The 26995-nt window shown below is 61.9% G+C and carries 22 protein-coding genes; 11 read left to right on the top strand and 11 right to left on the bottom strand.

All coding sequences use genetic code 11. The features are described 5' to 3' along the window. The 5 genes from OS035_RS15050 to OS035_RS15030 all read right to left on the bottom strand — a co-directional run bounded on the left by OS035_RS15050 (nt 1) and on the right by OS035_RS15030 (nt 6367). The gene (locus OS035_RS15050) at nt 1–1188 is read right to left on the bottom strand and encodes a Gfo/Idh/MocA family protein (RefSeq protein ID WP_097628687.1); all 1188 of its coding nucleotides are present in this window, start codon (nt 1186–1188) and stop codon (nt 1–3) included. 239 nt (nt 1189–1427) lie between these two features. Further along, complete coding sequence (locus OS035_RS15045) at nt 1428–2480, bottom strand: sugar phosphate isomerase/epimerase family protein (RefSeq protein ID WP_003566650.1); 1053 nt, start codon at nt 2478–2480, stop codon at nt 1428–1430. 248 nt (nt 2481–2728) lie between these two features. Next, on the bottom strand, nt 2729–3676 hold the full coding sequence (locus OS035_RS15040) for a substrate-binding domain-containing protein (protein ID WP_003590207.1): 948 nt from the start codon (nt 3674–3676) through the stop codon (nt 2729–2731). Between the two features lie 100 nt (nt 3677–3776). Further along, nucleotides 3777–4781: an ABC transporter permease gene (locus tag OS035_RS15035; RefSeq protein ID WP_003590206.1), complete on the bottom strand. Its 1005-nt coding sequence runs from the start codon at nt 4779–4781 to the stop codon at nt 3777–3779. Between the two features lie 59 nt (nt 4782–4840). Beyond that, nucleotides 4841–6367: a sugar ABC transporter ATP-binding protein gene (locus tag OS035_RS15030; protein ID WP_097628686.1), complete on the bottom strand. Its 1527-nt coding sequence runs from the start codon at nt 6365–6367 to the stop codon at nt 4841–4843. Nucleotides 6368–6639: 272 nt separating this feature from the next. Between OS035_RS15030 and OS035_RS15025 the strand changes: the two genes are divergently transcribed. After that, nucleotides 6640–7671, top strand: a complete 1032-nt coding sequence (locus OS035_RS15025; RefSeq protein WP_097628685.1) for a LacI family DNA-binding transcriptional regulator — start codon at nt 6640–6642, stop codon at nt 7669–7671. 61 nt (nt 7672–7732) lie between these two features. Here the strand turns inward: OS035_RS15025 and xylA are convergent, their stop codons facing one another. The 5 genes from xylA to OS035_RS15000 all read right to left on the bottom strand — a co-directional run bounded on the left by xylA (nt 7733) and on the right by OS035_RS15000 (nt 14758). Then, nucleotides 7733–9043, bottom strand: coding sequence for a xylose isomerase (xylA, locus tag OS035_RS15020; protein ID WP_097628684.1), 1311 nt, complete (start codon nt 9041–9043; stop codon nt 7733–7735). Between the two features lie 164 nt (nt 9044–9207). Then, nucleotides 9208–10662: a xylulokinase gene (gene xylB, locus OS035_RS15015; RefSeq protein ID WP_183778577.1), complete on the bottom strand. Its 1455-nt coding sequence runs from the start codon at nt 10660–10662 to the stop codon at nt 9208–9210. A 19-nt stretch (nt 10663–10681) separates the two neighbouring features. After that, entirely contained in the window at nt 10682–11704 is a 1023-nt protein-coding gene (locus OS035_RS15010; RefSeq protein ID WP_097628682.1) for a LacI family DNA-binding transcriptional regulator, read from the bottom strand. 207 nt (nt 11705–11911) lie between these two features. Then, nucleotides 11912–13510, bottom strand: coding sequence for a DHA2 family efflux MFS transporter permease subunit (locus tag OS035_RS15005; RefSeq protein ID WP_331813842.1), 1599 nt, complete (start codon nt 13508–13510; stop codon nt 11912–11914). Nucleotides 13511–13537: 27 nt separating this feature from the next. Further along, complete coding sequence (locus OS035_RS15000) at nt 13538–14758, bottom strand: HlyD family secretion protein (protein ID WP_097628680.1); 1221 nt, start codon at nt 14756–14758, stop codon at nt 13538–13540. Between the two features lie 152 nt (nt 14759–14910). On the opposite strand from OS035_RS15000, the gene OS035_RS14995 reads away from it, so the two are divergent. From OS035_RS14995 to lysS, 5 genes are all read left to right on the top strand, one after another. After that, the gene (locus OS035_RS14995; protein ID WP_097628679.1) at nt 14911–15591 is read left to right on the top strand and encodes a TetR/AcrR family transcriptional regulator; all 681 of its coding nucleotides are present in this window, start codon (nt 14911–14913) and stop codon (nt 15589–15591) included. Nucleotides 15592–15696: 105 nt separating this feature from the next. After that, complete coding sequence (locus OS035_RS14990; RefSeq protein WP_097628678.1) at nt 15697–16536, top strand: AraC family transcriptional regulator; 840 nt, start codon at nt 15697–15699, stop codon at nt 16534–16536. 157 nt (nt 16537–16693) lie between these two features. Further along, entirely contained in the window at nt 16694–17443 is a 750-nt protein-coding gene (locus OS035_RS14985; protein ID WP_097628677.1) for a TerC family protein, read from the top strand. Nucleotides 17444–17685: 242 nt separating this feature from the next. Continuing rightward, nucleotides 17686–19140 carry a glutamate--tRNA ligase gene (gene gltX / locus OS035_RS14980; RefSeq protein WP_331813841.1) on the top strand — a complete coding sequence of 485 codons (1455 nt, stop codon included), beginning with the start codon at nt 17686–17688 and terminating at the stop codon, nt 19138–19140. Between the two features lie 109 nt (nt 19141–19249). Next, entirely contained in the window at nt 19250–20743 is a 1494-nt protein-coding gene (lysS, locus tag OS035_RS14975) for a lysine--tRNA ligase (RefSeq protein WP_097628675.1), read from the top strand. Nucleotides 20744–20911: 168 nt separating this feature from the next. On the opposite strand, the gene OS035_RS14970 is transcribed toward lysS, so the two are convergent. After that, a complete protein-coding gene (locus OS035_RS14970) occupies nt 20912–21652 on the bottom strand; it encodes a hypothetical protein (protein ID WP_331813840.1) in 741 nt (246 codons plus the stop codon). Between the two features lie 179 nt (nt 21653–21831). Between OS035_RS14970 and OS035_RS14965 the strand changes: the two genes are divergently transcribed. The 5 genes from OS035_RS14965 (at nt 21832) to OS035_RS14945 (ending at nt 26989) form a co-directional block, all read left to right on the top strand. Beyond that, nucleotides 21832–22740 (top strand): LysR family transcriptional regulator, encoded by a 909-nt coding sequence (locus tag OS035_RS14965; protein ID WP_017995223.1) that lies wholly within the window; start codon nt 21832–21834, stop codon nt 22738–22740. Nucleotides 22741–22860: 120 nt separating this feature from the next. Beyond that, a complete protein-coding gene (locus OS035_RS14960; RefSeq protein WP_097628673.1) occupies nt 22861–24021 on the top strand; it encodes an ABC transporter substrate-binding protein in 1161 nt (386 codons plus the stop codon). 220 nt (nt 24022–24241) lie between these two features. Beyond that, on the top strand, nt 24242–25228 hold the full coding sequence (locus tag OS035_RS14955) for an ABC transporter ATP-binding protein (RefSeq protein ID WP_097628672.1): 987 nt from the start codon (nt 24242–24244) through the stop codon (nt 25226–25228). Further along, a complete protein-coding gene (locus tag OS035_RS14950; protein ID WP_097628671.1) occupies nt 25225–26187 on the top strand; it encodes an ABC transporter permease in 963 nt (320 codons plus the stop codon). Before OS035_RS14955 ends, OS035_RS14950 begins: the two co-directional genes overlap by 4 nt. Then, nucleotides 26177–26989 carry an ABC transporter permease gene (locus OS035_RS14945; RefSeq protein ID WP_097628670.1) on the top strand — a complete coding sequence of 271 codons (813 nt, stop codon included), beginning with the start codon at nt 26177–26179 and terminating at the stop codon, nt 26987–26989. The genes OS035_RS14950 and OS035_RS14945 overlap by 11 nt, the downstream gene beginning before the upstream one ends. Nucleotides 26990–26995 lie beyond the last annotated feature (6 nt).

Genomic DNA, 26995 nt, shown 5'->3' with positions numbered 1-26995 from the left:
TCAGACCTTGACCCATGCGCCGTTTTTCTTCGAGGACGCGACGCAAGCCTCGACGAAGGCCACCCCCTTCACGCCGTCATCGACGGTGGGATAGACCACCGCCTTGTCGACGGTCTTGCCCTTCTTACGGGCATTGATCGCATGCGCGGCTTCCGTGTAAATCGTCGCAAAGGCCTCGAGATAACCCTCCGGATGTCCAGACGGCACGCGCGTGACGCGGCCGGCAGCCGCGCCCGAACCGGCGCCGCCCCGGGTGATTAGCCGTTTCGGCTCGCCGAATGGCGTGTACCAGAGATAGTTCGGATCCTTCTGGGTCCATTCCAGGCCGCCCTTGCTGCCGTAGACGCGCACCATCAGGCCGTTCTCATGGCCGGGCGCCACCTGGCTGCACCAGAGCATGCCCTTAGCCGGCTTCTCCGAACCCTTTGCCTTGAAGCGCAGCATGACATGGGCATTGTCATCCAGCCGGCGGCCGGGGACAAAGCTGTCGAGATCGGCAGCGAGGCTGTCGAGTTCCAGTCCGGATATGAAGGCGGCGAGATTATAGGCATGGGTGCCGATATCGCCTGTCGAGCCACCGACGCCGGATTGTGCCGGATCGGTGCGCCAGGCGGCTTGCTTCTGGCCGGTCTGTTCAACCGCCTCGGTCAGCCAGTCCTGCGGATATTCAGCCTGGACGACCCTGATATCGCCGAGTTCACCATTGGCGATCATCTCGCGTGCCTGGCGGACCATCGGATAACCGGTGTAATTATGCGTCAGCACGAAGAGCGCGCCGCTGTCGTCGGCGATCTTCTTCAGCTTCTTCGCATCGGAAAGGTTCGATGTCAGCGGCTTGTCGCAGATGACATGGATGCCGCGCTTCAGGAATTCCTTGGCGGCGTCGTAATGCACATGGTTCGGCGTGACGATCGCTACCGCCTCGATGCCGTTCTTCAGCTTCGCCTCGCGGATCGCCATCTCGCGGTAGCTGGAATAGGTCCGCGACGGATCGAGGCCGAGATCGCGGCCCGACTGAACCGCCTTTTCAGGCGTCGACGACAGCGCGCCGGCGATGAGATCGTACTGATCGTCGATGCGCGCCGCGATCCGGTGCACCGCACCGATGAACGCGCCGGCGCCGCCGCCCACCATGCCGAGCCGGATGCGCGGCTCACGGGTCTGTTCGGATGATGCTTCGATTGCCATTCTTGTCCTCCTGGAATTTAACTTGGTGCGGATGCGCCCCTCATCCGGCTGCCGCCACCTTTGCCTGGGTCGAGCCACGGGTCTCGACCCGTCTTTCAGACCCCCGCCAGCGGGAAGAAGGGATATGTCGCGCCGCCTCCGTCCCACTCCAACATCTCGTGGGGCAGGTCCCCTCTCCCGTCATAACGGGGAGAGGGTTAGGGTGAGGGGCAGCCAGTCCTCGCGGCACGCCTTGTGTCTCAGAGTCCCAGCATCCGCCGATTGGCCGCCTGATCCGTGCCGCTGCCGGCGAAATCGTCGAAGGCTTTCTCGGTGACGCGGATGATATGGGCGGCAACGAATTCGGCCCCTTCGCGAGCGCCGTCTTCCGGATGTTTCAGCGCGCATTCCCATTCGACCACGGCCCAGCCGTCGAAATTATTGGCCGTCATCTTCGAGAACACCGCGCCGAAATCAACCTGGCCGTCGCCGAGCGAGCGGAAGCGGCCGGCCCGTTCCACCCAGCCCTGATAGCCGCCGTAGACGCCCTGGCGTCCGGTCGGGTTGAACTCCGCATCCTTGACGTGGAACATCTTGATGCGGTCCTTGTAGATGTCGATGTTGTCCAGATAATCGAGGCACTGCAGGACGTAGTGCGAGGGATCGTAGAGCATGTTGGCGCGCGGATGGTTCTTCACGCGCTCCAGGAACATCTCGAAGGTGATGCCGTCATGCAGGTCTTCACCCGGATGGATCTCGTAGCAGACGTCGATGCCGTTTTCGTCGGCATGGTTGAGAATCGGCGTCCAGCGGCGGGCAAGTTCGTCGAAGGCGGTTTCGACCAGGCCGGCGGGACGCTGCGGCCAGGGATAGATGAACGGCCAGGCGAGCGCGCCGGAAAAGGTCGCATGCGCCTTCAGGCCGAGGTTCTTCGATGCCGTCAGCGCCATCTTGACCTGCTCGACCGCCCATTCCTGACGGGCCTTGGGATTGCCGCGCACCTCAGGAGCAGCAAACCCGTCGAAGGCTTCGTCATAGGCCGGATGAACGGCGACGAGCTGACCCTGCAGATGGGTGGAGAGTTCGGTGATCTCGATGCCGTTTTCGCGGGCCTTGCCGGCGAATTCGTCGCAATAATCCTTGGAGGTCGCAGCCTTCTTCAGATCGATCAACTGGCTCGCCCAGGTCGGCACCTGGACGCCTTTGTAACCGATGTCGGCCGCCCATTTGGTGATCGCGTCCCAGGAATTGAAAGGCGCGGCATCGCCCGCGAACTGGCCAAGGAAAAGGCCGGGGCCCTTGATCGTCTTCATGTCAGATTCCTCCCTGAATATCGACCGTAAACGTTTCTGAAGTGTTGTAGCACGCAATTTGGCGGGCGCAAGGCGCCTCCTCGCCTCAGCTCGCGTTTTGGCGCAAGGCCGGATGCGATACGGCTGCGAGCTAATCATGCTGGGCTTTGGCGGGCAAGAGGTACGTGCAGCATTTTCAGCTGCGTACATATATGGAAGCATAAAATGCGCCCATCCTTTCGAATGGGCGCATATCACCAGCCGATGGATCAGAACGGAGAATCCGGGAAGTAGAAGTCCTTGGCATTGTCCTTGGTCACGAGCGTCGCGTCGAGGATGTAGCTGCCGTGAACCGGGACCTGATCGTAGAGGGCGGCCGCCGTCAGTTCCATGGCCGTGCCGACCATTGCCGGCGGATAGAGAACGTCGACCGGGATCATCTTGTCGCCGTCCATGACCTTCTTGACCATGTCCTTGGAGCCGGCGCCGGCGACGACATATTTGATGTCGGTGCGCTTGGCCTGCTCGATGGCCTGCAGAACGCCGACGGCCATGTCATCGTCCTGGCACCAGACGACGTCGATCTTCTGATACTTGGTCAGGTAGTCCTGCATGACCTTGAAGGCATCGTCGCGGTTCCAGTTGCCGTACTGGCGGTCGAGAACCTTGACCTTCGATCCGGCAATGCCCTTGTCGAAGCCGTCCTGGCGCTGCTGGTCGATTGGGATCGGCAGACCGCGGATAATGACGACTTCGGCATCCGGCGTGGTGTCCTTGATGTACTTGCCGGCGACTTCGCCGAGCGCCGGATTGTTGCCGGCGACATAGAGGTCGCGCACGGAGTTGTCGTTGCTCGACGGCGCGCGGTCGACGAGCGCGACGAACTTGCCCTTGCCCTTGACTTCCTTGATGGCGTTGACGAGCGGATCCGGATCCGACGGCAGGATGACCAGGGCGTCGATGCCCTGCGTGTCGAGATCCTGCACGGCATTTGCCTGGCTGGCAGCGTCCGGCGAGGTCTTGACGATGACGTTGAGACCGGGATGTTCGGCCATCAGCAGCTTGGCGACACGTTCGGCATGGAAGACCACGCCCGACGTCCAGCCGTGGTCGGCGGCCGGAATGGACACACCGATCGTGAATTTCTTATCCTCGGCGTGAGCGGCGCCGGCGAACGTCACCGCCGCAACCGCCAGGCCCAACATCAATTTACGCATGCCATTTCCTCCCAATAATTTCAGGGACTTTTCCATATCGGGACCGGACGCCCTGTAAGTCCGGTCAATCCTGAGCCCGATCAATGCAAACCGGGGCAATTCATGATTTGCGCACCAGCGAGCGCTGCACGAACATGGCGATGATGATGATCGCACCCTGGATGGCGCCGATCAGGTACTCGCTGATGAAATTCGAAAGCAGCATGATGTTGCCGACGAGCTCGAGAATGAAGGCGCCGCAGATCGTGCCCCAGACCCTGCCGGCGCCGCCCTTCAGCGCCGTGCCGCCGACCACGACCGCCGTGATCGCCTGCAGCTCCCACAGGATGCCTGTCGTCGCCGAGGTCGAGCCGAGACGGGGAACATAGAGCAGCACGGCAATGGCGACGCACAGGCCCTGGATAACGAAGGCGATCGTCCGCACACGATTGACCGCGATGCCGGAATAACGGGCGACATCGCTGTTCGACCCGACAGCGACGACATGGCGCCCGTAGCGGGTGCGGTAGAGAATGAAGGCCGCAACCGCCGTCACCGCCAGGATCACCACGATCGGGATCGGCACTCCGGCGATGGTGCCGAAATAAGCGGGACGATAGAGCGTCTGGATATCGGCGGAGCGAAGCGTGATCGCGCCGCCCTGCGACAGCCATGTCGTCAGGCCGCGATAGATGCCCATCGTGCCGAGCGTCGCGATGAAGGGTTCGATCTTGCCCACCGTGGTGATCAGGCCATTCGCCAGGCCGCAAAGCGCGCCGGCGACCAGCGTGAAGACGACTGCGACCGTCAGCATCAGAGCGGGGTTTTCGATGGCGCCAGAGTTCATCAGCAGGATCATCAGGCTGGCGACGAAGGCCACCATCGAACCCACCGACAGGTCGAGATCACCGGCCGAGATCACGAAAGTCGCGCCGACCGCGATGATGGCGATGAAGGCGCTGCGCGTCGCGACATTGGCAAGATTGGTGATGCCGATAAAATTGGGATTGACCAGGGCTCCGACGATCAGAAGCAGCGCCAGGGCGACGAAAGGCGCGACCGCACGCAGATCGACATCCCGCCAGGATCGGCGCCGGATTTCCCTGGTCTCCTCGTTGACACTCATTTCCAAAACCAACCTCCCGCCCCATTCTTTCTGGGCATCTTATCTGTCCGCTGCGGCGCTCAGGCCGCCGCTTTCCTCTTCAGCCCGGCGGCATAACGCATGATCTCCTGCTCGGAGATCTCGTCCCCTTCGAGTACGCCGACGATATGCCCTTCGCGCATCACCACGACCCGCGTGCAAAGCCCGATGACCTCGGGCATCTCCGACGAGACGATGATGATCGACCGGCCGTCCCGGGCCAGCGCCGAGATGAAATGATAGATCTGCTGCTTGGTGCCGACATCGATGCCGCGCGTCGGCTCGTCGATGATGATGATGTCGGGCTCGGTCTCCATGACCTTGGCCAGCAGCAGCTTCTGCTGGTTTCCGCCGGACATCCGGCCGGCGACGATATTGCCGTCGCGAACCCGGATGTCGAAGCGCCGCTTGGCCTTTGCCATCGCGGCCGCTTCGCTGCCGGGGCTGAGATACCCTCGGCGAGAATGCCTTCCGAGCGATTGCAGCGTCAGATTGGTGACCATGCCGGAACGCAGCAGCAGGCCCTTCGACTTGCGATCCTTGGTCATATAGGCGAGGCCGCAGCGATTGGCGGCATGCACGTCGCCGGAGGGAACGGCGGCCCCTTTGATCACCACCTCGCCCTCGAGACGGGTCCGCAACCCGGCGATCGCTTCCATCAGCTCGGTGCGGCCGGAGCCGATCATGCCGGAAAAACCGATGATCTCGCCCTTGCGCACCTCGAAACTCGCATCTTTGACATAACCCGTCGACACCGAGGCGACGCTCAAGACGATCTCCTCGTCGACATCCGGCTCGACCTTGGCGGGATAAAGGCTGGAAAGTTCGCGACCGACCATCAGCTGCGCAATCGATTCCCCGTCCAGAATGGATGTCGGCGACGTCTTGATCCATTGGCCGTCGCGCAGCACCGTGACACGATCGGTCAATTCCATCACTTCATCGAGCTTATGCGAAACGAAGACGAAGCTGGTGCCCTGATCGCGCAGCTTGCGGACCTGCTTGAACAGCATATTGGTCTCTTCCCGCGACAAGACTGCGGTCGGCTCATCCATGAACACGACCCGCGCGTCGCGGCTGATGGCCTTGGCGATTTCGACCATCTGCTTGTCGGCGATGGACAGCGTGCTGATCAGCGCATTTTCATCGACATGCGAACCGAGCACATCGAGAACTTTGCGTGTCTCCGAGCGCATATATTTGCGGTCGAGCACGCCGAAGCGTGTGACTTCGCGTCCGAGGAAGAGGCTCTCCGTCACGGTCAGATGTTCGGCGAGGTTGAATTCCTGGTGAATGATGACGATGCCGAGCGCCTCGGCGGCGCCATTCGGCGGCAGAACGACGGGCTTGCCGTCAAGCAGGATCTCACCGGAACTCGGCTGCTCGAAACCGGACAACACCTTGACGAGCGTGGATTTGCCGGCGCCGTTTTCACCCATCAACGCATGGATTTCGCCGGCGCGGAGATCGAAATTGACGCTGAAAAGCACCTGCACGCCGCTGAAGGATTTGCATATACGCCTGGCGGACAGCACCACGGGTGCGGTGTCGGCGATCTCCACGGTCATTATGCCCTCCCCCAAGAGCGCCTTGCATCCGGCAGAACCTGCCGGCGCCGCTCCATCACCTTGAACTAGCGCACATTCCCATTCTGAAAACCGCTTGCTGTTTTCGGGTGCTGTGCGCTGCGGCTCCCGTCCGCATTGAAGTTTATGTAAACCTTTACATCTGGCATGTAAAGGTTTACATGGTGGATTTACGCAGATCCGTTGAAGCCTGCCTTTGACCTGTCGACAAGTCTGTGTAGTGTCGCGGCGAAGACAGCCCAAGGCAGAGCTCAGTGTCGAATTCCACACCCGCAACAATCGAAGACGTCGCCCGGATCGCCGAGGTCTCCATCGCGACGGTGTCCCGGGCGATCCATATGCCGGAGAAGGTCGCCAACTCCACCAGACTCAAGGTCAACCAGGCGATCGCCGTCACCGGCTATACCACCAATGCCATGGCCCGCAGCCTGAGGCTCGGCCGTTCCAACATGATCCTCGTGGTGGCGCCCGACATCGGCGACCCCAATTTCTCCAACATTCTCGTCGGGCTGGAAAACGAGGCGCGCGCGCATGGCTACGGTATCCTGATCGGCCACACGCAGAACGACGCCCAGCGCGGGCTCGAATATCTCAAATTCTTGAATTCCAACCAAGCTGCCGGGCTGATCCTGTTCACCGGCATCCTGCCCTTCGGGCATCAGACGATGACGGCGCGGCTGCCGCCGAGTGTCGGTGTTTTCGAGCCCGTCTTCAACGGCGGTATTCCCTATGTCGGCGTCGACGATACCGAGGGGGCGCGAAAGGCGGTGGACCTGCTATTGGCCGAAGGTCATCGCAAGATCGCCTTCATCGGTGATTCCCGCACCCGGCTTGCCTATATCAGGCGCCGCATGGGCTACGATGCCGGTCTCGATGCCGCCGGCATCCCGCCCGATCTGAGGATCGTGCTCGAAGGCGACGGCACGATCGAAAGCGGCCGGCATGCTGTGGAGCAGCTTTTCATGCGCGACACGCTTCCCACCGCTTTCATGTGCGTGAACGATCAGACGGCGATCGGCGTCATGGTCGGCCTCGGCGCGCGAGGTTATGACATTCCAAGGGACTTCTCGGTGACCGGTTTCGACGACGTGCCGCAGGCCGTCTTCATATCCCCGCCGCTGACGACCATCCGCCAGCCGCGAACGGCAATCGGCAAACAGGCGATGGCGCTGCTGCTGGAGCTCTTGTCCGATGGCCGGCCGACCGAGACGGAAATCCTGCTGCGGCCGGATCTGGTGGTTCGAAACTCCGTCTCCGCACCATCGCGCAACTGGTTGAAGCGCTGAACAGAGATATAGCCGGCGACAAAAAATTGCGCCGGCGGCCGATGACCGCCGGCACGCGTGATCAGACGTAACGGTTGACGACGTTTTCGAGCAGTTCCTGCTTGCCGGATCTCGGCTGCGGGTTGACGTCCTTGGTCTCGACCCAGTTCGTGATCTCATCCAGCGAATATTCGCCGCGGAAGAGCTTCTGCGCTTCAGCCGTTTCCCAGCCGGCATAACGATCGGCGAGCGGCTGTGACAGAGCCTTGTCCTCGATCATCCTGGCGGCGGCCTTCAGGCCGCGGGCGCAGCAATCCATGCCGCCGATATGACCGATCAGCAAATCCGCCGGGTCGAGCGACTGGCGGCGAAGCTTCGAGTCGAAGTTGGTGCCGCCGGTCTTGAAGCCGCCGCCTGCCAGAACGTGGTAGTAGGCAAGCGCCATTTCGGGAACATTGTTCGGGAACTGGTCGGTATCCCAGCCGGACTGGTAGTCGTTGCGGTTCATGTCGATCGAGCCGAAGATGCCAAGCGCATTGGCAAGCGCCAGCTCGTGCTCGAAGGAGTGGCCGGCCAGGATCGCATGGCCTTGCTCGATATTGAGCTTCACCTCGTTTTCGAGGCCGTGCTTCTTGAGGAAGCCGTAGACGGTCGCGACGTCGTAATCATACTGGTGCTTCGTCGGCTCCTGCGGCTTCGGCTCGATCAGGATCGTGCCCTTGTAGCCGATCTTGTGCTTGTATTCGACGACGAGGTTGAGGAAGCGCCCGAGCTGGTCGAGCTCCCGCTTGAGATCGGTGTTGAGCAGCGTCTCGTAACCTTCGCGGCCGCCCCAGAGCACATAGTTCTCACCGCCGAGCTTCTGCGTCGCGTCGATGCACGTCTTCACGGTCGCCGCTGCGAAAGCGAAGACATCGGGATCGGGGTTGGTCGCCGCGCCCGACATATAGCGGCGGTTGGAGAAGAGGTTCGCCGTGCCCCAGAGCAGCTTGGTGCCGGTCGCGGCCTGCTTTTCGGCGAAGTAGTCGACGATCTCATTGAGGTTTTTGGTGTTCTCGGCGAAATTTCTGCCCTCTGGACGCACGTCGGCATCATGGAAGCAGTAGTAGGGCGAGCCAAGCAGCGAGAAGAATTCGAAGGCGACGTCGGCCTTGAGCTTGGCGGCCTTCATCGTGTCCTCGAACCAGGGACGCAGGAAGGTCTGGCCGCCGAAGGGATCGCCGCCCGGCCAGGTGAAGGTGTGCCAATAGGCCACCGCAAAGCGCAAATGGTCTTCCATGCGCTTGCCCATGACGATTTCATCAGGCTGGTAGTAGCGGAAGGCCAGCGGATTGGTGCTGTCGGGGCCTTCGTATTTTACTTTCTGGATATCGCCGAAAAATCCGGTGCTCATCTTGGTCTCCTTGGGGTTCGTAATTCAGTCTTATCGGTTGTGCCATCCGGCCCCTCATCCGAGCCTTCTCCCCACGTGCGAAGGGAACTGAGGCGCCGCCGCGAATCTCTTCTCCCAGCGGGGAGAAGGTGCCGGCAGGCGGATGAGGGGCCGCCGGCCAGTTCTCAATGCGCCAGCGACTTGATCGCCGGATAGAGTGCGCGATAGCGCCTATAGGCATCCTCGTAAGCGCCGCTCAGCGCCGACACCGGCTCGATCGTGCCTGATGTCACCGGCGGCGTGCAGACGGCAATCGGATCGGCACCCGTCGCAGCAATCAGGCCGAGGCGCGCGGCGCCGAAGGCCGCGCCGAAATCGCCATCGGCGGGCAGGTCGACCGGGACGCCGAGCGCAGTCGCGATCGACGCCAGCCAGTAATGCGAGCGCGAACCGCCGCCGATCGCCGTGACGCGGGAGATGCCGGTGCCGGCCGAACGCAGCGCTTCGAGATTGTCGCGGATGGCAAAGGCCACGCCTTCGAGCACCGCCTGGGTGAGAACGGCACGACTGCTTTCATGTTCGAGGCCGATGAAGGCGCCGCGGATGACGGCATCATTGTGCGGCGTGCGCTCGCCGGAAAGATAGGGCAGGAAGGTGACGCCGGTCGGCGCCTTCAGCGTCTCGCCGAGTTCGCCAGTGAGATCGGCCGCCGACTTGCCGGTCACCCCGGAATGCCAGTTGAGCGCATCGGTGGCCGAGAGGATGACGCCCATCTGGTGCCAGGTGTTCGGCAGCGCGTGGCAGAAGGCATGCACAGCACTTTCCGGCTTCGGCAGATAGGAGCCGTTGGCGGCAAAAAGCACACCTGACGTGCCGAGCGAAACGAAGGCAGCGCCATCGCTGACCGTGCCCATGCCGCAGGCCGAGGCGGCATTGTCGCCGGCGCCGCCGGCCACGACGACATTGCCGGATATGCCCCATTGCGCCGCAAGTTCTGCCCGCAACTGACCAGCTTGCTCGGTGCCTTCGATGAGCGCCGGCATCTGCTCCTCGGAAAGATCGGTGGCAGCGAGCAAGTCGGACGACCAGGCGCGTTTGCCGGTGTCGAGCCAGGAGGTGCCGGCCGAATCCGACATTTCGGAGATATAGTCGCCGGTCAGCCAAAGGCGCAGATAGTCCTTCGGCAAGAGCACCTTGGCGACCTTCGCGAAAACCTCAGGCTCATGCTTCCTGACCCAGGCGAGTTTCGGCGCCGTGAAGCCGGGGAAGACGATGTTGCCGGTCAGCGCGCGGAAGCGCGGATCGGCATCGAGGGCTACAGCCTCGACGTGGCTGCGCGTGTCGTTCCAGAGGATGCAGGGGCGAAGCACCTTGTCGGCGGCATCGATGAGCGTCGCCCCGTGCATCTGGCCGGAAAGGCCGATGCCCTTGACCGTGGCAAGCTCTTTCGGATGTTTCGCCTTCAGGCCGGCGACGGCCTCTTCGGTGGCACGCACCCAGTGGGACGGCTCCTGCTCCGACCAGCCGGAATGCGGGCGCGAGACGTCGAGCGAACCATCGGCCGAGCCGACGATCTTCTGATCGCCGTCGATCAGCATCGCCTTGACGCCGGAGGTTCCGAGATCGAGACCGAGATACATGGGGTATTCTCCTTTGCCGTTACGGCAGATTGTCCTTCAGGAATATGTCGAGGCGGATGCGCTCCTGCGCTGCGATGACGGCAAGGCCGTCCGCTTTGGCTTTCAATATGCGGATGGCGCTGCGCACTTCATGGCCGGCGTCCTGGTTGAGGATCGCATCGATCGTGTTGTCGATGAGCGCTGCGCGCGTATGTGCGGTCAGTTCGTGGGCAACCACGGTCAGCGTCCGGTCGGCAGCCTTCTCCTTCAGCGCCCGAATGAGGCCGCGATTGCCGGCGCCGAGGCTGTAGATGCCGACGATGCCGGCATTCCCGAGTGCATCGGCAACCAGCCTGTGGGCGACCTCGGGGTCGTCGCGGCCTTCGAGAACCGGCAGGATCGCAAGATCGGGAAATTCTTCAGCCATCACAGCGGCAAAACCTTCCAGCCGCTCGCGATGGTCGCGCACCAGCATGGAGCCGGCGAGCACGGCGATCTCACCCTTTCGCGGCCCGAGAAAGCGGCCGAGCAGACGCGCCGCCGTCCGGCCGGCCGCGATATTGTCGACGCCGGCATAATGATGGCGAAGCGACCCGGTGAGATCGGAAACCAGGGTGACGATGGGAAAGCGCTCGCGCACCAGTCTGTCGACGACGGCGCGCACTTCAGGCGCATCGGTCGCGACCATCGCGATGCCGCAAGGCTTTTCCCGGGAAAGCCCTTCGAGCACGGAGACCAGGGCGGCCGGATCGAAGGCCGGCACCTCGATGATGCGGATATCGGTGCGCTCGGCCGGCGAGCGCAGAACCGCCTGCCGGATCTCGGCATTCAGCCCATGCATGAAGGAATTGTCGCTGGCGGGCAGGATAAAGACCAGCGGATAGGTGCGCCCCTTGGCAAGATTTGCGGCCGCCACGTCCCTGATATAACCGAGGTCGCGGATTGCGGTCTCGACCTTCTCCCGCGTGACGTGACGCACGCCCGGGCGCTGGTTGAGAACCCGGTCGACAGTCGCAAGGCTGACCCCGGCGGCGGCTGCGATATCGTGAACTGTTGGCCTCATCATTCCTCCTGACGAGACCATTAGCGCCAAACTTGATGTACGTAAATCAAAAAATCGAACAGGCCGATTGGCGCACTGTTTTTCCCGCCGGCCGTCTGCTTGGGACCAAGCCGACCGAGGATTACATGCTGATGACATAAGGGCTGGAAAACGGCAAATAAAAAGGTCCTCCGGAGAGGACCTTTCCATGGGGCGGCAGGCCGGAGGTCAGTGGCCGCCACCGCCTCCCCCACCTTGCGGTGCGGGTTTCTTGATCATCGCGACACCGAAGATCATCGCAACGAAAAGCGCGGTCAGGATCAGGAACACGTCGCTGAAGGACAGGATCACCGCCTGCTTGGTGGCGAGGCCGACCATCTGCTTGATCGCAACCGAGGCGCCATCCATGCCGTATGTGTTGAAATTGGCGGTCATATTGTTCATCTGGTCGATCGCCGCCGGATTGCCCCAGTCCATATTTTCCCGCAGGCGCTCGTAATGCACGTCCTGCCGGTTGGTGAGCACGGTGTTGATCACAGCAAGGCCGACGGCGCCGCCGAGGTTTCTGGTCAGGTTGAACAGGCCGGATGCGCCGCGGATGCGCGAGGGCGGCATCGTGCCGAGCGCGATGTTGTTGATCGGCACCATGCACATCATCAGCCCGAAACCGCGCAGGATCTGCGGGATGAACAGTTCGTAAAAATCCCAATCCGCCGTCAGGTGGATCATGATGTATGTGCCGGCGGCAAAGCTGATGAAACCGATCACCATCATCAGGCGCAGGTCCATCTTCGTCGACAGCCGGCCGGCGATCGGTGCGGTGAAGAACATCGCAAGCCCGGAGACGAACATCGTCTGGCCGATCATCAGCGAATCATAGCCGCGGATGCGGCCGAGATAGACCGGGTAAATATAGGTGAGACCATAGAGGCCGATACCCATGACGAAGGAGAAGATCGAGCCGAAGGAGAAATTCCGGTTCGCAAAGGCCTTGAGATCGACGACGGGGAACTCCACCGTGAAGGCGCAATAGAAGAAGATGATGGCTCCAACGCCCGAGGCGACGGCGGCAATTGCGATGGAACTGTCGTTGAACCAGTCGTTCGAATTGCCCTCTTCGAGCACATATTCCATCGTGCCCAGGAAGATGCCCATCGAGATCAGTCCCCACCAGTCGAACTTCTTGAAGAGCGACAGTTCCGGCTTGTCGAAATCGATGAAGTTCCAGGTGACGATGGTAACGATGATGCCGGGAACGATATTGACGAGGAACAGCCAGTGCCAGGAGAAAGCGTGGCTAAGATAACCGCCGACCGTCGGGCCGATGGTCGGCGCCAGCGTCGCGATCAGGCCGATGATCGGCGAAACGATGCTGCGCTTCGACGCCGGGAAGATGGTGAAGGCGGCCGCGAACACCGACGGGATCATGCCGCCGCCGATGAAGCCTTGAATGGCGCGGTAGACGATCATCTGGTCGATATTGGTCGCCGTCGCGGCGAGCGCGCTCGCCATGGTGAAACCGGCGGCCGAGATCGCGAAAAGATAACGCGTCGAAATGATCCGCGCCAGCGTGCCCGAAAGCGGGATCATGATCACCTCAGCGATCAGATAGGCCGTCTGCACCCAGCCGACCTCGTCGCTGCCGGCCGAAAGGCCAGCCTGGATTTCGGCGAGCGAGGCCGAGACGATCTGAATGTCGAGGATCGACATGAACATGCCGAGCACCATCGCGAAGAAGGCGATGAGCTTCCTCGGATCCATGCGCTCGTCGGCGTGGGCAGGCGCTGCCGGAATCGTTCCCGCTGTTGCTGTCGCGCTTCCGGCCATCGGAGAACCTCCGCCTTGTCTACAGGCTCACTTGCTCGGCGCCGTGCGGGTATCGACGTCGACGACGACGCTGAGGCCCGCGCGCAGACGCCCGCTGTCGAGCGCGTCCTGCGGTAGCGCGATGCGCACCGGCACGCGTTGTATCACCTTGGTGAAATTGCCCGTCGCATTTTCCGGCGGCAGCAGTGAGAACACCGAGCCGGACGCCGGCGAGATCGATTCGACGGTACCGACGACAGGATGGTCGCTATAGGCATCGACATGGACGTTGACCTTCGAGCCCGCAACCAGATGCTGGATCTGCGTTTCCTTGAAGTTGGCGTCGATATAGAGCTCACGCACCGGAACGAGCGCCATCAGGCGTTGGCCGGGCGAAACGAGATCGCCTTCCTGGACCGAGCGGTTGCCGACGATACCGTCATAGGGCGCCTTAAGCACGGTGAAGGAGAGGTCACGGGCGGCCTTGTCGCGCGAAATTTCCAGCGACCGAACCGAACCTTCGGCCTCCTTGCGCTGCGCCTGAAGGATGGTGATGTTGGCCTGCGCGGCGGTGATATTGGCATCGCCGCCGGCAAGATTGGCCTTGGCCTGGTCGAGCGCGATATTGGCATTGTCGAGATCGGCGGCAGTGCCGACCGACTTCGCCTGCAGCTCGCTCTGGCGCTTCTGGGTAATCTCGGCACCGCGAACGGCCGCTTCGAGTGCCACCTTTTGCGCCCGCGCCTGTACGAGGCTGGCATTGGCGCCTTCGATCTGCGCGTCGATGCGCTGCAGCGAAAGCTGTTCGGTGGCGATCTGGGCCTGCGCCTGATCGAGGGCGTTCTGATAGTCGCCGTTATCAAGCGTGGCAAGCACGTCGCCCGCTTTGACTTCCTGGTTGGCGACCACATTCACCTTCGCGACGTAGCCCGTGACCTTCGGCGAAATCGTTGCGATATCGCCCTCGATATAGGCGTCGTCGGTCGACACCATGAAGCGGCCGTTCGTCCACCATTCGTAACCATACCAGCCGCCACCCGCCAGAATGGCGAGCACGACGATCGGCAGTACCGGGCTGCGGCGCTTCTTCGGAGCTGCAGGTGCAGCGACCGGAGCTGAAGCCGGCGCCGACTGCGCGGGGGCAGACGGCTTTTCCAGGGCTTCCGCCATCGGAGCTTCGGCAACGGTAGCGACTTCGGCCTTTGCCTCTTCGGCTTCGGCGTTTTCGCTGACAATCCGCGCGACGTTGCTTTTCTGGTTGCTCGACATGACCACTTTACCGATCTTGGAGTAAATAATCGAACTGAACGGTTCGGTTCAGTTGACTTAAACCTGTTTTATCGTCATATCAAGATGTATAGAACCAATCGGTTCGATTTCTTTAAAGAAAATGCGAAACCGTGAACACGGTTAATAGAGATATGACGTTGAAACCCGACCACGCCGCCGTCTTCAGCCCTCCCGTTGGCGGAGGCAGGTTTGCCGCGGGCGAAGACCCGGCCAAGCGCCAGCAGATTCTCGCCGGCGCCAAGCGTGTCTTCATGAAGATGGGCTTCGACGCCGCCAGCATGAACGACGTGACGCGCGAGGCCGGCGTCTCCAAGGGCACCCTCTACGTCTATTTCACCAACAAGGAAGAACTGTTTTCGGCGATGATCGAGGCCGAGCGCGCCGCCTTCGTGGCGACCGTACGGACAGCCCTTGCCGAACATGACGATCCCGAAGCCGGCCTGTACGAATTCGGCATAAGCTTCGTCACCCATATGACCGATGAAAAGGTCATCAACGCGATGCGCACCGTTCTTGGCGTGCGCGACCGCATGCCGGTGCTCTGTCAACGCTTCTTCAAAGGCCCGGAAAACCTGCGCACCATCATGCGCGATTTCCTCGAACGGCAGATCACCGAAGGCAGGCTCGAGATCGACGATATCGATCTGGCTGCCGGCCAGTTTCTCGACCTTGCCAGCGGCAGTTTCTTCAAGCTCCGCCTGTTCGGAAGCATGGAAGAGCCGCCGCATCGCGACGAAATCGAGCGCGTCATCCGCGGCGCGATCCGGGTCTTCATGGCCGCCTACGGCGCGCGCCGGCACGAGAGCGCCTGACCGCATCCTTGACGGCCGCTGCCGACCGGCCGAAACTCCGCAACTACGATCAAACCCGGCTGCCGGCATTTCTCTAAGAAAGAAGCGGTAACCAGGGGAGTAAGGATGAGCGCCATCGCACGGGCGATATGGTTCATAGAGAGCCATTTCGAAAGCGATCTATCGCTGGAAGAGATATCGGAAGCAGCCGGATTGTCGCGTTACCACCTGTCACGCGTCTTCGGGCTCGTCACCGGCCACTCGATCAGCGGCTATATCAGAGGACGGCGCCTCAGCCGCGCCTTGCCGGCGCTTGTCGGCGGCTCATCCACCATTCTCGAGGTTGCGCTTTGCTCGGGCTACGGCTCGCACGAAGCCTTCACCCGTGCCTTCCGCGACCAGTTCGGCATGACGCCGGATGCGGTGCGCCGGCAGGGGCACGCCCGTAACCTTGTCTTGCTGGAGCCGATCAGAATGGACCCCGCCCACCTCAACAACCTCGAACCGCCCCGCTTCGAAACCCTTCAGCCGATGCTCTTTGCCGGCCTGCAGGAGATCTACCCCTATGGCGGCAATGCCGCCATTCCCTCGCTCTGGCAGAAGTTCAATGCCCATTTCGGCCATATTTCGGGCCAGAAAGGCAACGTCGCCTACGGCATCTGCACGCATATCGACGGCGAAGCGGAGAAATTCCGCTATATGGCCGCGGCCGAAATCTCCGATGCCGGTGATCTGCCGGCGGATTTTGCAACGCTCAAGCTTCCGGGCCAGCGCTACGTCGTCTTCACCCATCGCGGCCATGTCTCCGGCATCCCCGCGACCATGCACCGGATTTTCGGCACATGGTGGCCGACCTCCGGCCTGGAGCATGGCGAGACCCCCGACATGTTCGAACGCTACGACGAGCGCTTCGACCCCTATACCGGCATGGGCGTCACCGAAATCTGGCTGCCGATCAGAGCATGATGCCGGAAAGTGTGAGCGGTTTTCGGACGACATCATCCTCTTCTAGGGAATAAAAGTCACATCGATCTCGTATACCCCCTTGCGACGCTTGCGTGGCAGGCCGCCGACATTACATTGCGCGCGTCATTCATCATGTGACGCAAAGAGGTATACGCTGATGCAGGAAATCATGACGCTCATTCAGGATCCGGCCGCCTGGGTGGCGCTCATCACGCTGGTGGTGATGGAAGTCGTTCTCGGGATCGACAATCTGATCTTCATTTCCATTCTCACCAACAAACTGCCGCCCGAGCACCGGGAGAAGGCCCGCAAGATCGGCATCGGTCTGGCGCTGGTCATGCGCCTGGGACTGCTCGGCACCGTCGCCTGGATCGTGCAACTGACCGAACCGTTGTTCGAGGCCTTCGGACACGGCTTCTCCTGGAAGGACCTGATCCTGATCGCCGGCGGCCTGTTCCTCGTCTGGAAAGCCACCAAGGAAATTCACCACACCGTCGACCCCGTGGACCATCAGGAGGATTTCATCGCGAAATCCGTCACAACCGGCTTCGCATCGGCAATCGGCCAGATCCTGCTGCTCGATCTTGTCTTCTCCGTCGACAGCATCATCACCGCCGTCGGCATGACCCCGCATCTGCCGATCATGGTGATCGCCGTCATCGCCGCCGTCACCGTCATGCTGGTGGCCGCAAACCCGCTTGCCAACTTCATCGAGCGGAACCCGACGATCGTCATGCTGGCGCTCGCCTTCCTGCTGATGATCGGCACGACGCTGATCGCCGAAGGCATGGGCTTCCATGTGCCGAAGGGCTACATCTACGCCGCCATGGCCTTCTCGGCAGCGGTCGAGGTGCTGAACATGATCGCGCGCAACGCCCGCAAGCAGAAACGCGACGGCGCCCACTGAGACGGAAGCGGGACGGCGCGTCGCAACCGGCGCACCGTCCTCACTGCCCCGGGCCTTTGCAGACGTGGTTTTTCTTGACGCGCCCGGTTGAATATGGCCTAAGGCCAGCCGAACGGACGATCGGCGGATAGTGCGGGCGCATGCCCTTTTTCGGCCGGTTTGCCGATGAAGATATCTGCATCCTTCGGCCGCACGTCGCTTTCCCCGGAAAGCCGTCCGGCGTTCATTGACGGGCCATACCAATGACAACTTCCGGCGTCCGCGTCCGCATCGCTCCCTCGCCGACCGGCGAGCCGCATGTCGGCACCGCTTACATCGCTCTCTTCAACTACCTTTTCGCCAAGAAGCACGGCGGCGAGTTCATCCTGCGCATCGAGGATACCGACGCGACGCGCTCGACCCCGGAATTCGAGACAAAGGTATTGGATGCCCTGAAATGGTGCGGGCTGGAATGGAAGGAAGGCCCTGATATCGGCGGTCCCTACGGTCCCTATCGCCAGTCCGACCGCAAGCCGATGTACCAGCCTTACGCTGAGGAACTGCTGGACAAGGGCCACGCCTTCCGCTGTTTCTGCACGCCCGCGCGTCTAGAACAGATGCGCGAGGCGCAGCGCGCCGCCGGCAAGCCGCCGAAATATGACGGCCTCTGCCTCAGCCTGACGGCCGAGGAAGTGACCTCGCGCATGGCAGCCGGCGAGACGACCGTCATCCGCATGAAGATCCCGGCTGAAGGCTCCTGCGACTTCACCGACGGCGTCTACGGCGATGTCTCCATCCCCTGGGATTCCGTCGACATGCAGGTGCTGATCAAGGCCGACGGCATGCCGACCTATCACATGGCCAACGTCATCGACGACCATCTGATGAAGATCACCCATGTGGCGCGCGGCGAGGAATGGCTGGCTTCGGTGCCGAAGCACATCCTGCTCTATCGCTATTTCGGCTGGGACCAGCCGGTCTTCATGCATCTGTCGCTGATGCGCAATGCCGACAAGTCCAAGCTGTCGAAGCGCAAGAACCCGACCTCGATCTCCTATTATTCGGCGCTCGGTTATATCCCCGAGGCGCTGATGAACTTCCTCGGCCTGTTCTTCATCCAGATCGCCGAAGGCGAAGAGCTGCTTACGATGGACGAGCTGTCGGAAAAGTTCGACCCGGAGAACCTTTCCAAGGCCGGCGCGATCTTCGATATCCAGAAGCTCGACTGGCTGAACGGCCGCTGGATCCGCGAGAAACTGTCCGAAGAGGAATTCCAGGCGCGGGTGCTCAGCTGGGCGATGGAAAACGACCGCCTGAAGGCGGGTCTCCGCCTGTCGCAGACGCGCATTTCCAAGCTCGGCGAGCTGCCCGATCTCGCCGGTTTCCTGCTGAAGTCCGATCTCGGCCTGCAGCCGTCCGACTTCGCCAAGATCAAGTCTCCGCCGGAAGAGATCCTGGAGATCCTCAACGCCGTTCAGCCGGATCTGGAAAAGATCCTGGAATGGAATGTCGAGACGATCGAGGCGGAGCTGCGCGCCGTTGCCGACCGCATGGGCAAGAAGCTGAAGGTCGTGGTTTCGCCGCTCTTCGTCGCCGTGTCAGGCTCGTCGCGTTCGCTGCCGCTCTTCGATTCCATGGCGATCCTCGGCCGCTCCGTCGTGCGCCAGCGCCTGAAGCTCGCATCCCAGGCCGTCGCCGCCCTCGTCGGCTCGAAATGACAGCCGAAGCCCTCCCCCTTGTGGGGAGGGTCAGGCCGAGCCAGCCGCCGCGCTTCGAACCGCGGAAGCATTGATTTAGAATTCGTGCCGCATCGATGAGGCGAATGACATGAACGACAAGACCGAAAACACCCTTTCCTCCGACGTGACTGAGGTGCGCGCCCAGAAGCTGAAGCTGCTGCGCGAGCAGATCGGCGACGTCTATCCGGCGCATTTCCACCGGACGCTGACCAATGCCGAGCTTGGCGCCAAGTACGAATCTCTGGAACCCGACGTCGAGACGCAGGATGTCGTCACTGTCGCCGGCCGCGTCTATTCCTCGCGCAACTCCGGCATGTTCATGGATATTCATGACGCCTCCGGCAAGATCCAGATCTTCTCGCACAAGGACGTCACCGGCGAGGAAGCCCGCGCTTTGCTGCCGATGATCGACATCGGCGACATCATCGGCGTCACCGGCATCGTGCGCCGCACCAAGCGCGGCGAGCTGACGATCAACGCCCAGAAGATCGAGATGCTGACCAAGTCGCTGCTGCCGATGCCCGAGAAATGGCACGGCCTCTCCGACATCGAGCTGCGTTATCGCAAGCGCCATCTCGACATCATGACCAACGAGGATTCGAAGCTTCGCTTCCAGCAGCGCTCGAAGATCGTCTCCGGCATCCGCCGCTTCATGGAGAATGACGGCTTCATGGAAGTCGAGACGCCGATGCTGCAATCGATCTATGGCGGCGCCACCGCCGAGCCGTTCAAGACGCATCACAACACGCTAAAGCTCGACATGTATCTGCGCATCGCGCCGGAACTGTTCCTGAAGCGCACGCTGGTCTCCGGCCTCACCGACAAGGTCTTCGAGATCAACCGCAACTTCCGCAACGAAGGCGTCTCCACCCGGCACAATCCCGAATTCACGATGATGGAGTGTTATTGGGCCTATGCCGATTACGAGGACATGATGGACCTCGTCGAGCGGCTGTTCGAAACCCTGGCGCTCTCCATTCATGGCACCGCCGAATTCGATTTCGGCGACAAGCAGCTGTCCTTCAAGGGTCCGTTCAAGCGCGTGCCGATGCCTGACGCCGTCAAGCAAGCGACCGGCATCGATTTCCTTGCGATCAAAACCGACGAGGAAGCACGCACTGCTGCCAAGGCTGTCGGCTTCGCGGTCGAGAAGGATTGGACCTGGGGCGAGTGCCTTGCCTTCATCTTCGAGGAAAAGGTTGAATCCACACTGATCCAGCCGTCCCATGTCACGCATTTCCCGAAGGACATCTCGCCCTTCGCCAAGGAAGTGCCGGGCGAGCCGCGCCTGGTCGAGCGCTTCGAGACCTATTGCAACGCCTGGGAACTCGGCAACGCCTTCTCCGAGCTCAACGATCCCGAAGAGCAGCGCCGCCGCATGGTCGAGCAGCTCGAACAGGCCCATGCCCGCGGCGAAAAGGAAAAGCAGCTGGACGAGGAATTCCTCGACGCGATCGACCAGGGCATGCCCCCGGCGGGCGGCCTCGGCATCGGCGTCGACCGCCTGATCATGCTTTTGACCAACGCCCCGTCGATCCGCGACGTCATCCTCTTCCCAGCCCGCCGCAACAAGGCCGACTGACGGGAATAAACGTCAAAACAAAATAAGCGGAGTGCCGACCGGCGCTCCGCTTTTTAGAGCAATTCCAGGAAAAGTGCGAAGCGGTTATCCGTCCGGAATTGCGTTAAAATAAAAGCTTAGAGCGGTTCTGCGCTTCCGTGAAAAGCTAAACCGCTCTATGCCTCTCGTTCAGTGGGTCTTTGGCGCTTCCGCCGGCGGTTCTTCAGCCGGTGCCTCGGCCACCACATCGGTGCCGGCGCCCTCGGCGGTCGGCACCGTTTCGCTTTCGGCGGCCGGTGCTGCGCCATGCGCGCCGCCTGCGGCCTTCTTGCCATTTTCCTCACTCTTGGTCGAGCCGACGGCGACCGGGTCGACGCAATCCTCGGGATCCTTGAAACCGGCGCTGATCATAGCGATCTCATCCACCGGCAGATCGATCCGCTCGCCGAAGAACAGCCCGTTTTCACTGGCCCTGCCGTCATAGTAGCGCGCGGTATAGGACTTGTCGTCGAGGCCGGGAACGGTCTTGTCGGGATGCGGGATATAGACGACATCGGCGCCGATTGCCCGGCCGCGAATGTCGGCGCGCAATGTCGGGCCGTTCTCGTCGAGCACGACCACCTGGACCAGATCCGGTTTCTGCGCGGCATAAACCGCCTGGGCGACACGAAGCGCTGTCCTGACGCGGGTCATCCCGTCGGTCGGTTCGGTCTTGATGTATTTGCGCACCCAGATGTGGTTCTGCTTCCGGATCGTCACCAGATTGACGTCGCTGCATTCGAGTCCGTAGCCGCCACCGGCGGCACCGATCAGCCTGTCCTTGCCGACATAGACGGCCGCGCCGCCGGAAACGCCCGCCAGAAGAGCGACTCCACCGATGATGATTGCCAATTTCCGGGGAGGCCGGAACATGCGCAGTAAGGCCTTCACGCCAACTGCTCCGCCATCTGAAACTCCAACGCAGGACAAGTGCTGATAATGCTAAGGAAATGACGTTTCCGAAAGTTTAAGTGAGGGTGCGAAGCCTGCGCCATTTTGAGAAAAGACCAAAAAAGGTCCGCTTTTTTCAGCCGCTTGCCACGGCCTGTTTCGCCATGCTCTAAACGCTGATGGCCTTCACGCTTCGCCAGGTTCAATATTTTGTCGCCGTCGCCGAACAGGGCTCGGTAACGCGCGCCGCGCAGAACCTGTCGATCTCGCAATCCTCGGTGACGGAGGCGCTGAAAGAGCTTGAAACCGACCTCGGCGTTGCGCTCTTCGAGCGCCATCCGCGCGGCCTGACGATCACCCATAACGGCCACCAGTTCCTGCGTCACGCGACGAAGATTCTGGCCTCCGTCTCCGATGCGCGCACCAGCTTTTCCGGCCAGCAAAGCGCGCTTTCCGGCACGCTGAACATCGGCGTCACCTCGCTTGTCGCCGGCTATGTGCTCTCCGACCTCCTCGCGCGATACCGGCGCGCCTGCCCGGGCATCGAGGTCAGCGCCATCGAGGATAATGGCGGGTACCTCGAACATCTCCTGGTCGGCGGCGAACTCGACGTCGCCGTCATGGTGATCTCGAACCTGCGCGACCGCATGGCGCTGCAGGCCGAGATCCTCGAAACCTCGCCCTATCGGCTCTGGCTGCCGATGGGCCATCCGCTGGTATCGGCCGACATCATCTCGGTCGCCGACATCGCCCGCGAACCGCTGATCATGCTGACGGTCGACGAAATCGAGGAGAATACCGGCAAGCTGCTTTCGGCCCTCGGCGCCCGCCCGCACGTCGCCTTCCGCACCCGCTCGGTGGAAGCGGTGCGCAGCCTGGTTGCCACAGGCGCCGGCGTGGCGCTGCTGCCCGATCTCGTCTACCGCCCGTGGTCGCTCGAAGGCGACCGGATCGAAAGCCGCGACGTCTCCGGATCGTTGCCGGTCGTCCAGGTCGGCATGGTCTGGCGCAAGGGCTCCAGCCTGCCGCAGGCCGCACGCGATTTCGTCGGCATCGCCGAGAGTCTCCGCTCCGGCCGCATCCGCTGATATCGGAATTTCCGATAACGCCTTTCTGATAAATGAATTTGCGAAAGCGGTTTTTTCGGCTCACCTTCTTCCTAGGGAACAAACCGCCACGGAAAGTGGCACCAGACCGGGAGACTGATGATGACGCATCTCTTGAAATCCTGCACGGCAGGACTCGCCTGCCTGAGCTTCGCGACACAGGTGATCGCCGCCGAACCGCTGAAGGCGCTCGGCAAGGGCGAAGGAGCAGTCAGCATCGTCGCCTGGGCCGGCTATATCGAACGCGGCGAGACCGACAAGAACTATGACTGGGTCACCGATTTCGAAAAGGAGACGGGCTGCAAGGTCTCCGTCAAGACCGCCGCCACCTCGGATGAAATGGTATCGCTGATGAACGAGGGCGGCTTCGACCTTGTCACGGCATCGGGCGACGCATCGCTGCGCCTCATCGCCGGCAAACGTGTCCAGCCGATCAACACCGATCTGATCCCGAGCTTCAAGACCGTCGACGAGCGCCTGCAGAAAGGCCCGTGGTATACGGTCGGCGACGTGCATTACGGCGTGCCCTATCTCTGGGGGCCGAATGTGCTGATGTATAATACCGACGCCTTCAAGGACAAGGCGCCGACCAGCTGGAACGTCGTCTTCGAGGAGCAGACCCTGCCGGACGGCAAGTCGAACAAGGGCCGCGTCCAGGCCTATGACGGCGCGATCTATCTCGCCGACGCCGCCCTCTATCTGATGGCCCACAAGCCGGATCTGGGCATCAAGGATCCTTACGAACTGACCGAAGACCAGTACAAGGCGGCCCTCGACCTGCTGCGCGGCCAGCGCAAGCTCGTCTCCCGCTACTGGCACGATGCAATGATCCAGATCGACGACTTCAAGAACGAAGGCGTCGTCGCTTCCGGTTCCTGGCCCTTCCAGGTGAACCTGCTGCAGGCCGACAAGCAGAAGATCGCCTCCACCTTCCCGGATGAAGGCGTCACCGGCTGGGCCGACACCACCATGCTGCACGCCGACAGCGAACACCCGAACTGCGCCTATATGTGGATGGAACATTCGCTGCAGGCCAAGGTCCAGGGCGACGCCGCCGCCTGGTTCGGCGCTGTCCCCTCGGTTCCCGCCGCCTGCAAGGGCAACGAATTGATGGGCGACGCCGGCTGCGCCACCAACGGCTTCGATCACTTCGACAAGATCAAGTTCTGGAAAACCCCGGTCGCCAAATGCGCGACACAGAGCGAATGCGTGCCCTATCATCGCTGGGTGTCGGATTATATTGGCGTGATTGGCGGACGGTAATAGCCAGGTCAGCTTGTGTGGTTGAAGACCCCGCCCCGAACCCCTCCCCACAAGCGGGAGGGGCGACAAGTGGCACCGCCGAATCCTGCCGAAACACCAAGGTATTTGCGAAACGGTACGGCAGGTTAAGCCCCTCCCCCTTGTGGGGAGGGGTTTGGGGCGGGGTCTTCACTGGCCAAGACCAAAGCCCTCTATGAACATGAAAGGCCCGGAGCTCCCAATGACGTCAGCCGTCCGCTTCCAGCAGGTATCGCGCCATTTTGGCCAGGTTCGCGCCGTCGACGGCGTCGATCTCGAGATCGCGCCGGGCGAATTCTTCGCCATGCTCGGTCCGTCCGGCTCCGGCAAGACGACGTGCCTGAGATTGATCGCCGGCTTCGAGCAGCCGAGTGCCGGCCATATCCAGATCTTCGGCGAGACGGCCGACGGCGTTCCGCCCTATCGCCGCAACGTCAACACTGTGTTCCAGGACTACGCGCTCTTCCCGCATCTGAACATTCTCGACAATGTCGCCTACGGGCTGATGGTCAAGGGCGTCGGCAAGGCGGAGCGGATGAAGGCGGCGGGCGATGCCCTGGAGCTTGTCAAGCTGCCGGGCTATGGCGCACGCCGCCCCGGTCAGCTGTCCGGCGGCCAGCGGCAGCGCGTGGCACTCGCCCGCGCCCTCGTCAACAAGCCGAAGGTGCTGCTGCTCGACGAGCCGCTCGGCGCGCTGGACCTGAAACTGCGCGAGCAGATGCAGGAGGAGTTGAAGAGCCTGCAGCGCGCGCTCGGCATCACCTTCGTCTTCGTGACGCATGATCAGGGCGAAGCATTGTCCATGGCCGATCGTGTCGCCGTCTTCAACAATGGCAACATCGTCCAGGAAGGCACGCCGCAGGATATCTACCGCCGCCCGAAGACCCGCTTCGTCGCCGATTTCGTCGGCTCCTCGAATGTTATCGCGCCGGAGCTGATGGCCGCGCTCGGCGGCGAGAAACGCTGGGCGAGCTTGCGGCCCGAAGCGATCCGCCTGGCAGGCGACGGCATCGAGGCCACAGTCGAACATGCGAGTTTCCTCGGTGCCGCCACCCGTCTCGGCGTCGATCTCAGGGGCAGCCGGCTGCATGTGATGCTGCCGGCTGGCGCGCCTGTGCCTGATGTCGGCACCGGTATCCGCCTCGCCTGGCAGCCTGCCGATATCCATTACATGGACGATGCGGCATGACAGCGCTCACCATCTCCAACGCCAAGACATCGATCCTTCCCGGCCGCAGCGGTTTCTTCGGCCGGATGTCGGATGTCTTCTGGCGGCACCCGAAGTTGTTGCTTTTCCTGATGCTGACGCCGCCGCTGCTCTGGCTCGGCATCATCTACATCGGCTCGCTGATCGCCCTGCTCTTGCAGAGCTTCTTTTCGATCGACGATTTTTCCGGCCTGGTAAATTACGAATTCACACTCTCGACCTACGCCCAGTTGCTGAGCCCGACGAATTTCGACATCATCATCCGCACGGTCGTGATGGCCGCGCTCGTCACCATCGCTTCCGCACTGATCGCCTTTCCGATCGCCTATTACGCGGCACGTTATGCGCAAGGCAAATGGAAGGTACTCTTCTATCTCGGCGTCATGTTGCCGCTCTGGTCGAGCTATCTCGTCAAGGTGTACGCCTGGAAGCTGATCCTCGCCAAGGAAGGCATCCTCACCTGGATCTTCGAGAGGCTACATCTCTCCTGGCTGCTCGACGGCATCCTCAATCTGCCCGTCGTCGGCGGCAATTCGCTCTCGGTGAGCTACCTTGGCACCTTCATCGTCTTCGTCTACATCTGGCTTCCCTATATGATCCTGCCGACGCAGGCGGCCCTCGAACGTGTGCCAGGCAACCTGATCGAGGCCTCGGCCGATCTCGGCGCCACGCCGCGCCAGACCTTCCGCACCGTGCTGCTGCCCTTGGCGCTGCCCGGCATCGTCGCCGGTTCGATCTTCACCTTCTCGCTGACATTGGGCGACTACATCATCCCGCAGATCATCGGCTCGTCCAGGCTGTTCATCGGCCAGGCCGTCTACGCCCAGCAGGGAACCGCCGGCAACGTGCCGCTCGCTGCCGCCTTCTCCGTCGTGCCGATCGTCATCATGGCGCTTTACCTGTCGCTCGCCAAAAAGCTGGGGGCCTTCGATGCGCTCTGACCTCAAGAGATCGCCGCTGCCCTTGAAGATCGCTGCCACCGGCGGGCTGCTCTTCCTGCACCTGCCGATCCTGCTGATCTTCGTCTATGCCTTCACCATCGAGGAGAAGAGCTATCAATGGCCGCCGCCCGGCCTGACGCTGCAATGGTTCGCTGTCGCCTGGAATCGGCCGGACGTCTGGTCGGCGCTTGGCCTTTCCGTGCAGGTCGCCGTCATCGCCAGCGCGATCGCGCTCATCCTCGGCACACTCTGCGCGGCTGCCGTCAGCCAGACGAAGTTCTTCGGCCGCGAGGCGATCTCACTGCTGGTCATCCTGCCGATCGCGCTTCCCGGCATCATCACCGGCATTGCGCTGCGCTCCGCCTTCAGTCTGTTCGACATCCCCTTTTCGGTCTGGACCATCGTGCTCGGCCACGCCACCTTCTGCGTGGTCGTCGTCTACAACAATGCGGTCGCCCGCTTCCGGCGCACCTCCGGCTCGCTGATCGAGGCGTCGATGGATCTCGGCGCCGACGGCTTCCAGACCTTCCGCCATGTCATCCTGCCGAATATCGGCACCGCCCTTCTCGCTGGCGGCATGCTGGCTTTCGCATTGTCCTTCGACGAGGTCATCGTCACCACCTTCACTGGGGGCCAGCAATCGACTCTGCCGATCTGGATGCTCGAAGAGCTCATCCGCCCGCGCCAGCGGCCCGTCACCAATGTGGTCGCCATGCTCGTGGTGCTCGTCACCTTTCTGCCGATCCTGGCAGCCTATTACCTCACCCGCGACGGCGACCAGATTGCCGGCGCTGGCAAATAACAGGGA

It is taken from the genome of Rhizobium sp. 268, assembly GCF_036571585.1.
In the GTDB taxonomy this organism is placed as follows: domain Bacteria; phylum Pseudomonadota; class Alphaproteobacteria; order Rhizobiales; family Rhizobiaceae; genus Rhizobium; species Rhizobium redzepovicii.
The sequence above is the reverse complement of the archived record's forward strand: the minus strand, read 5'-3'. Positions and strand labels throughout refer to the sequence as shown.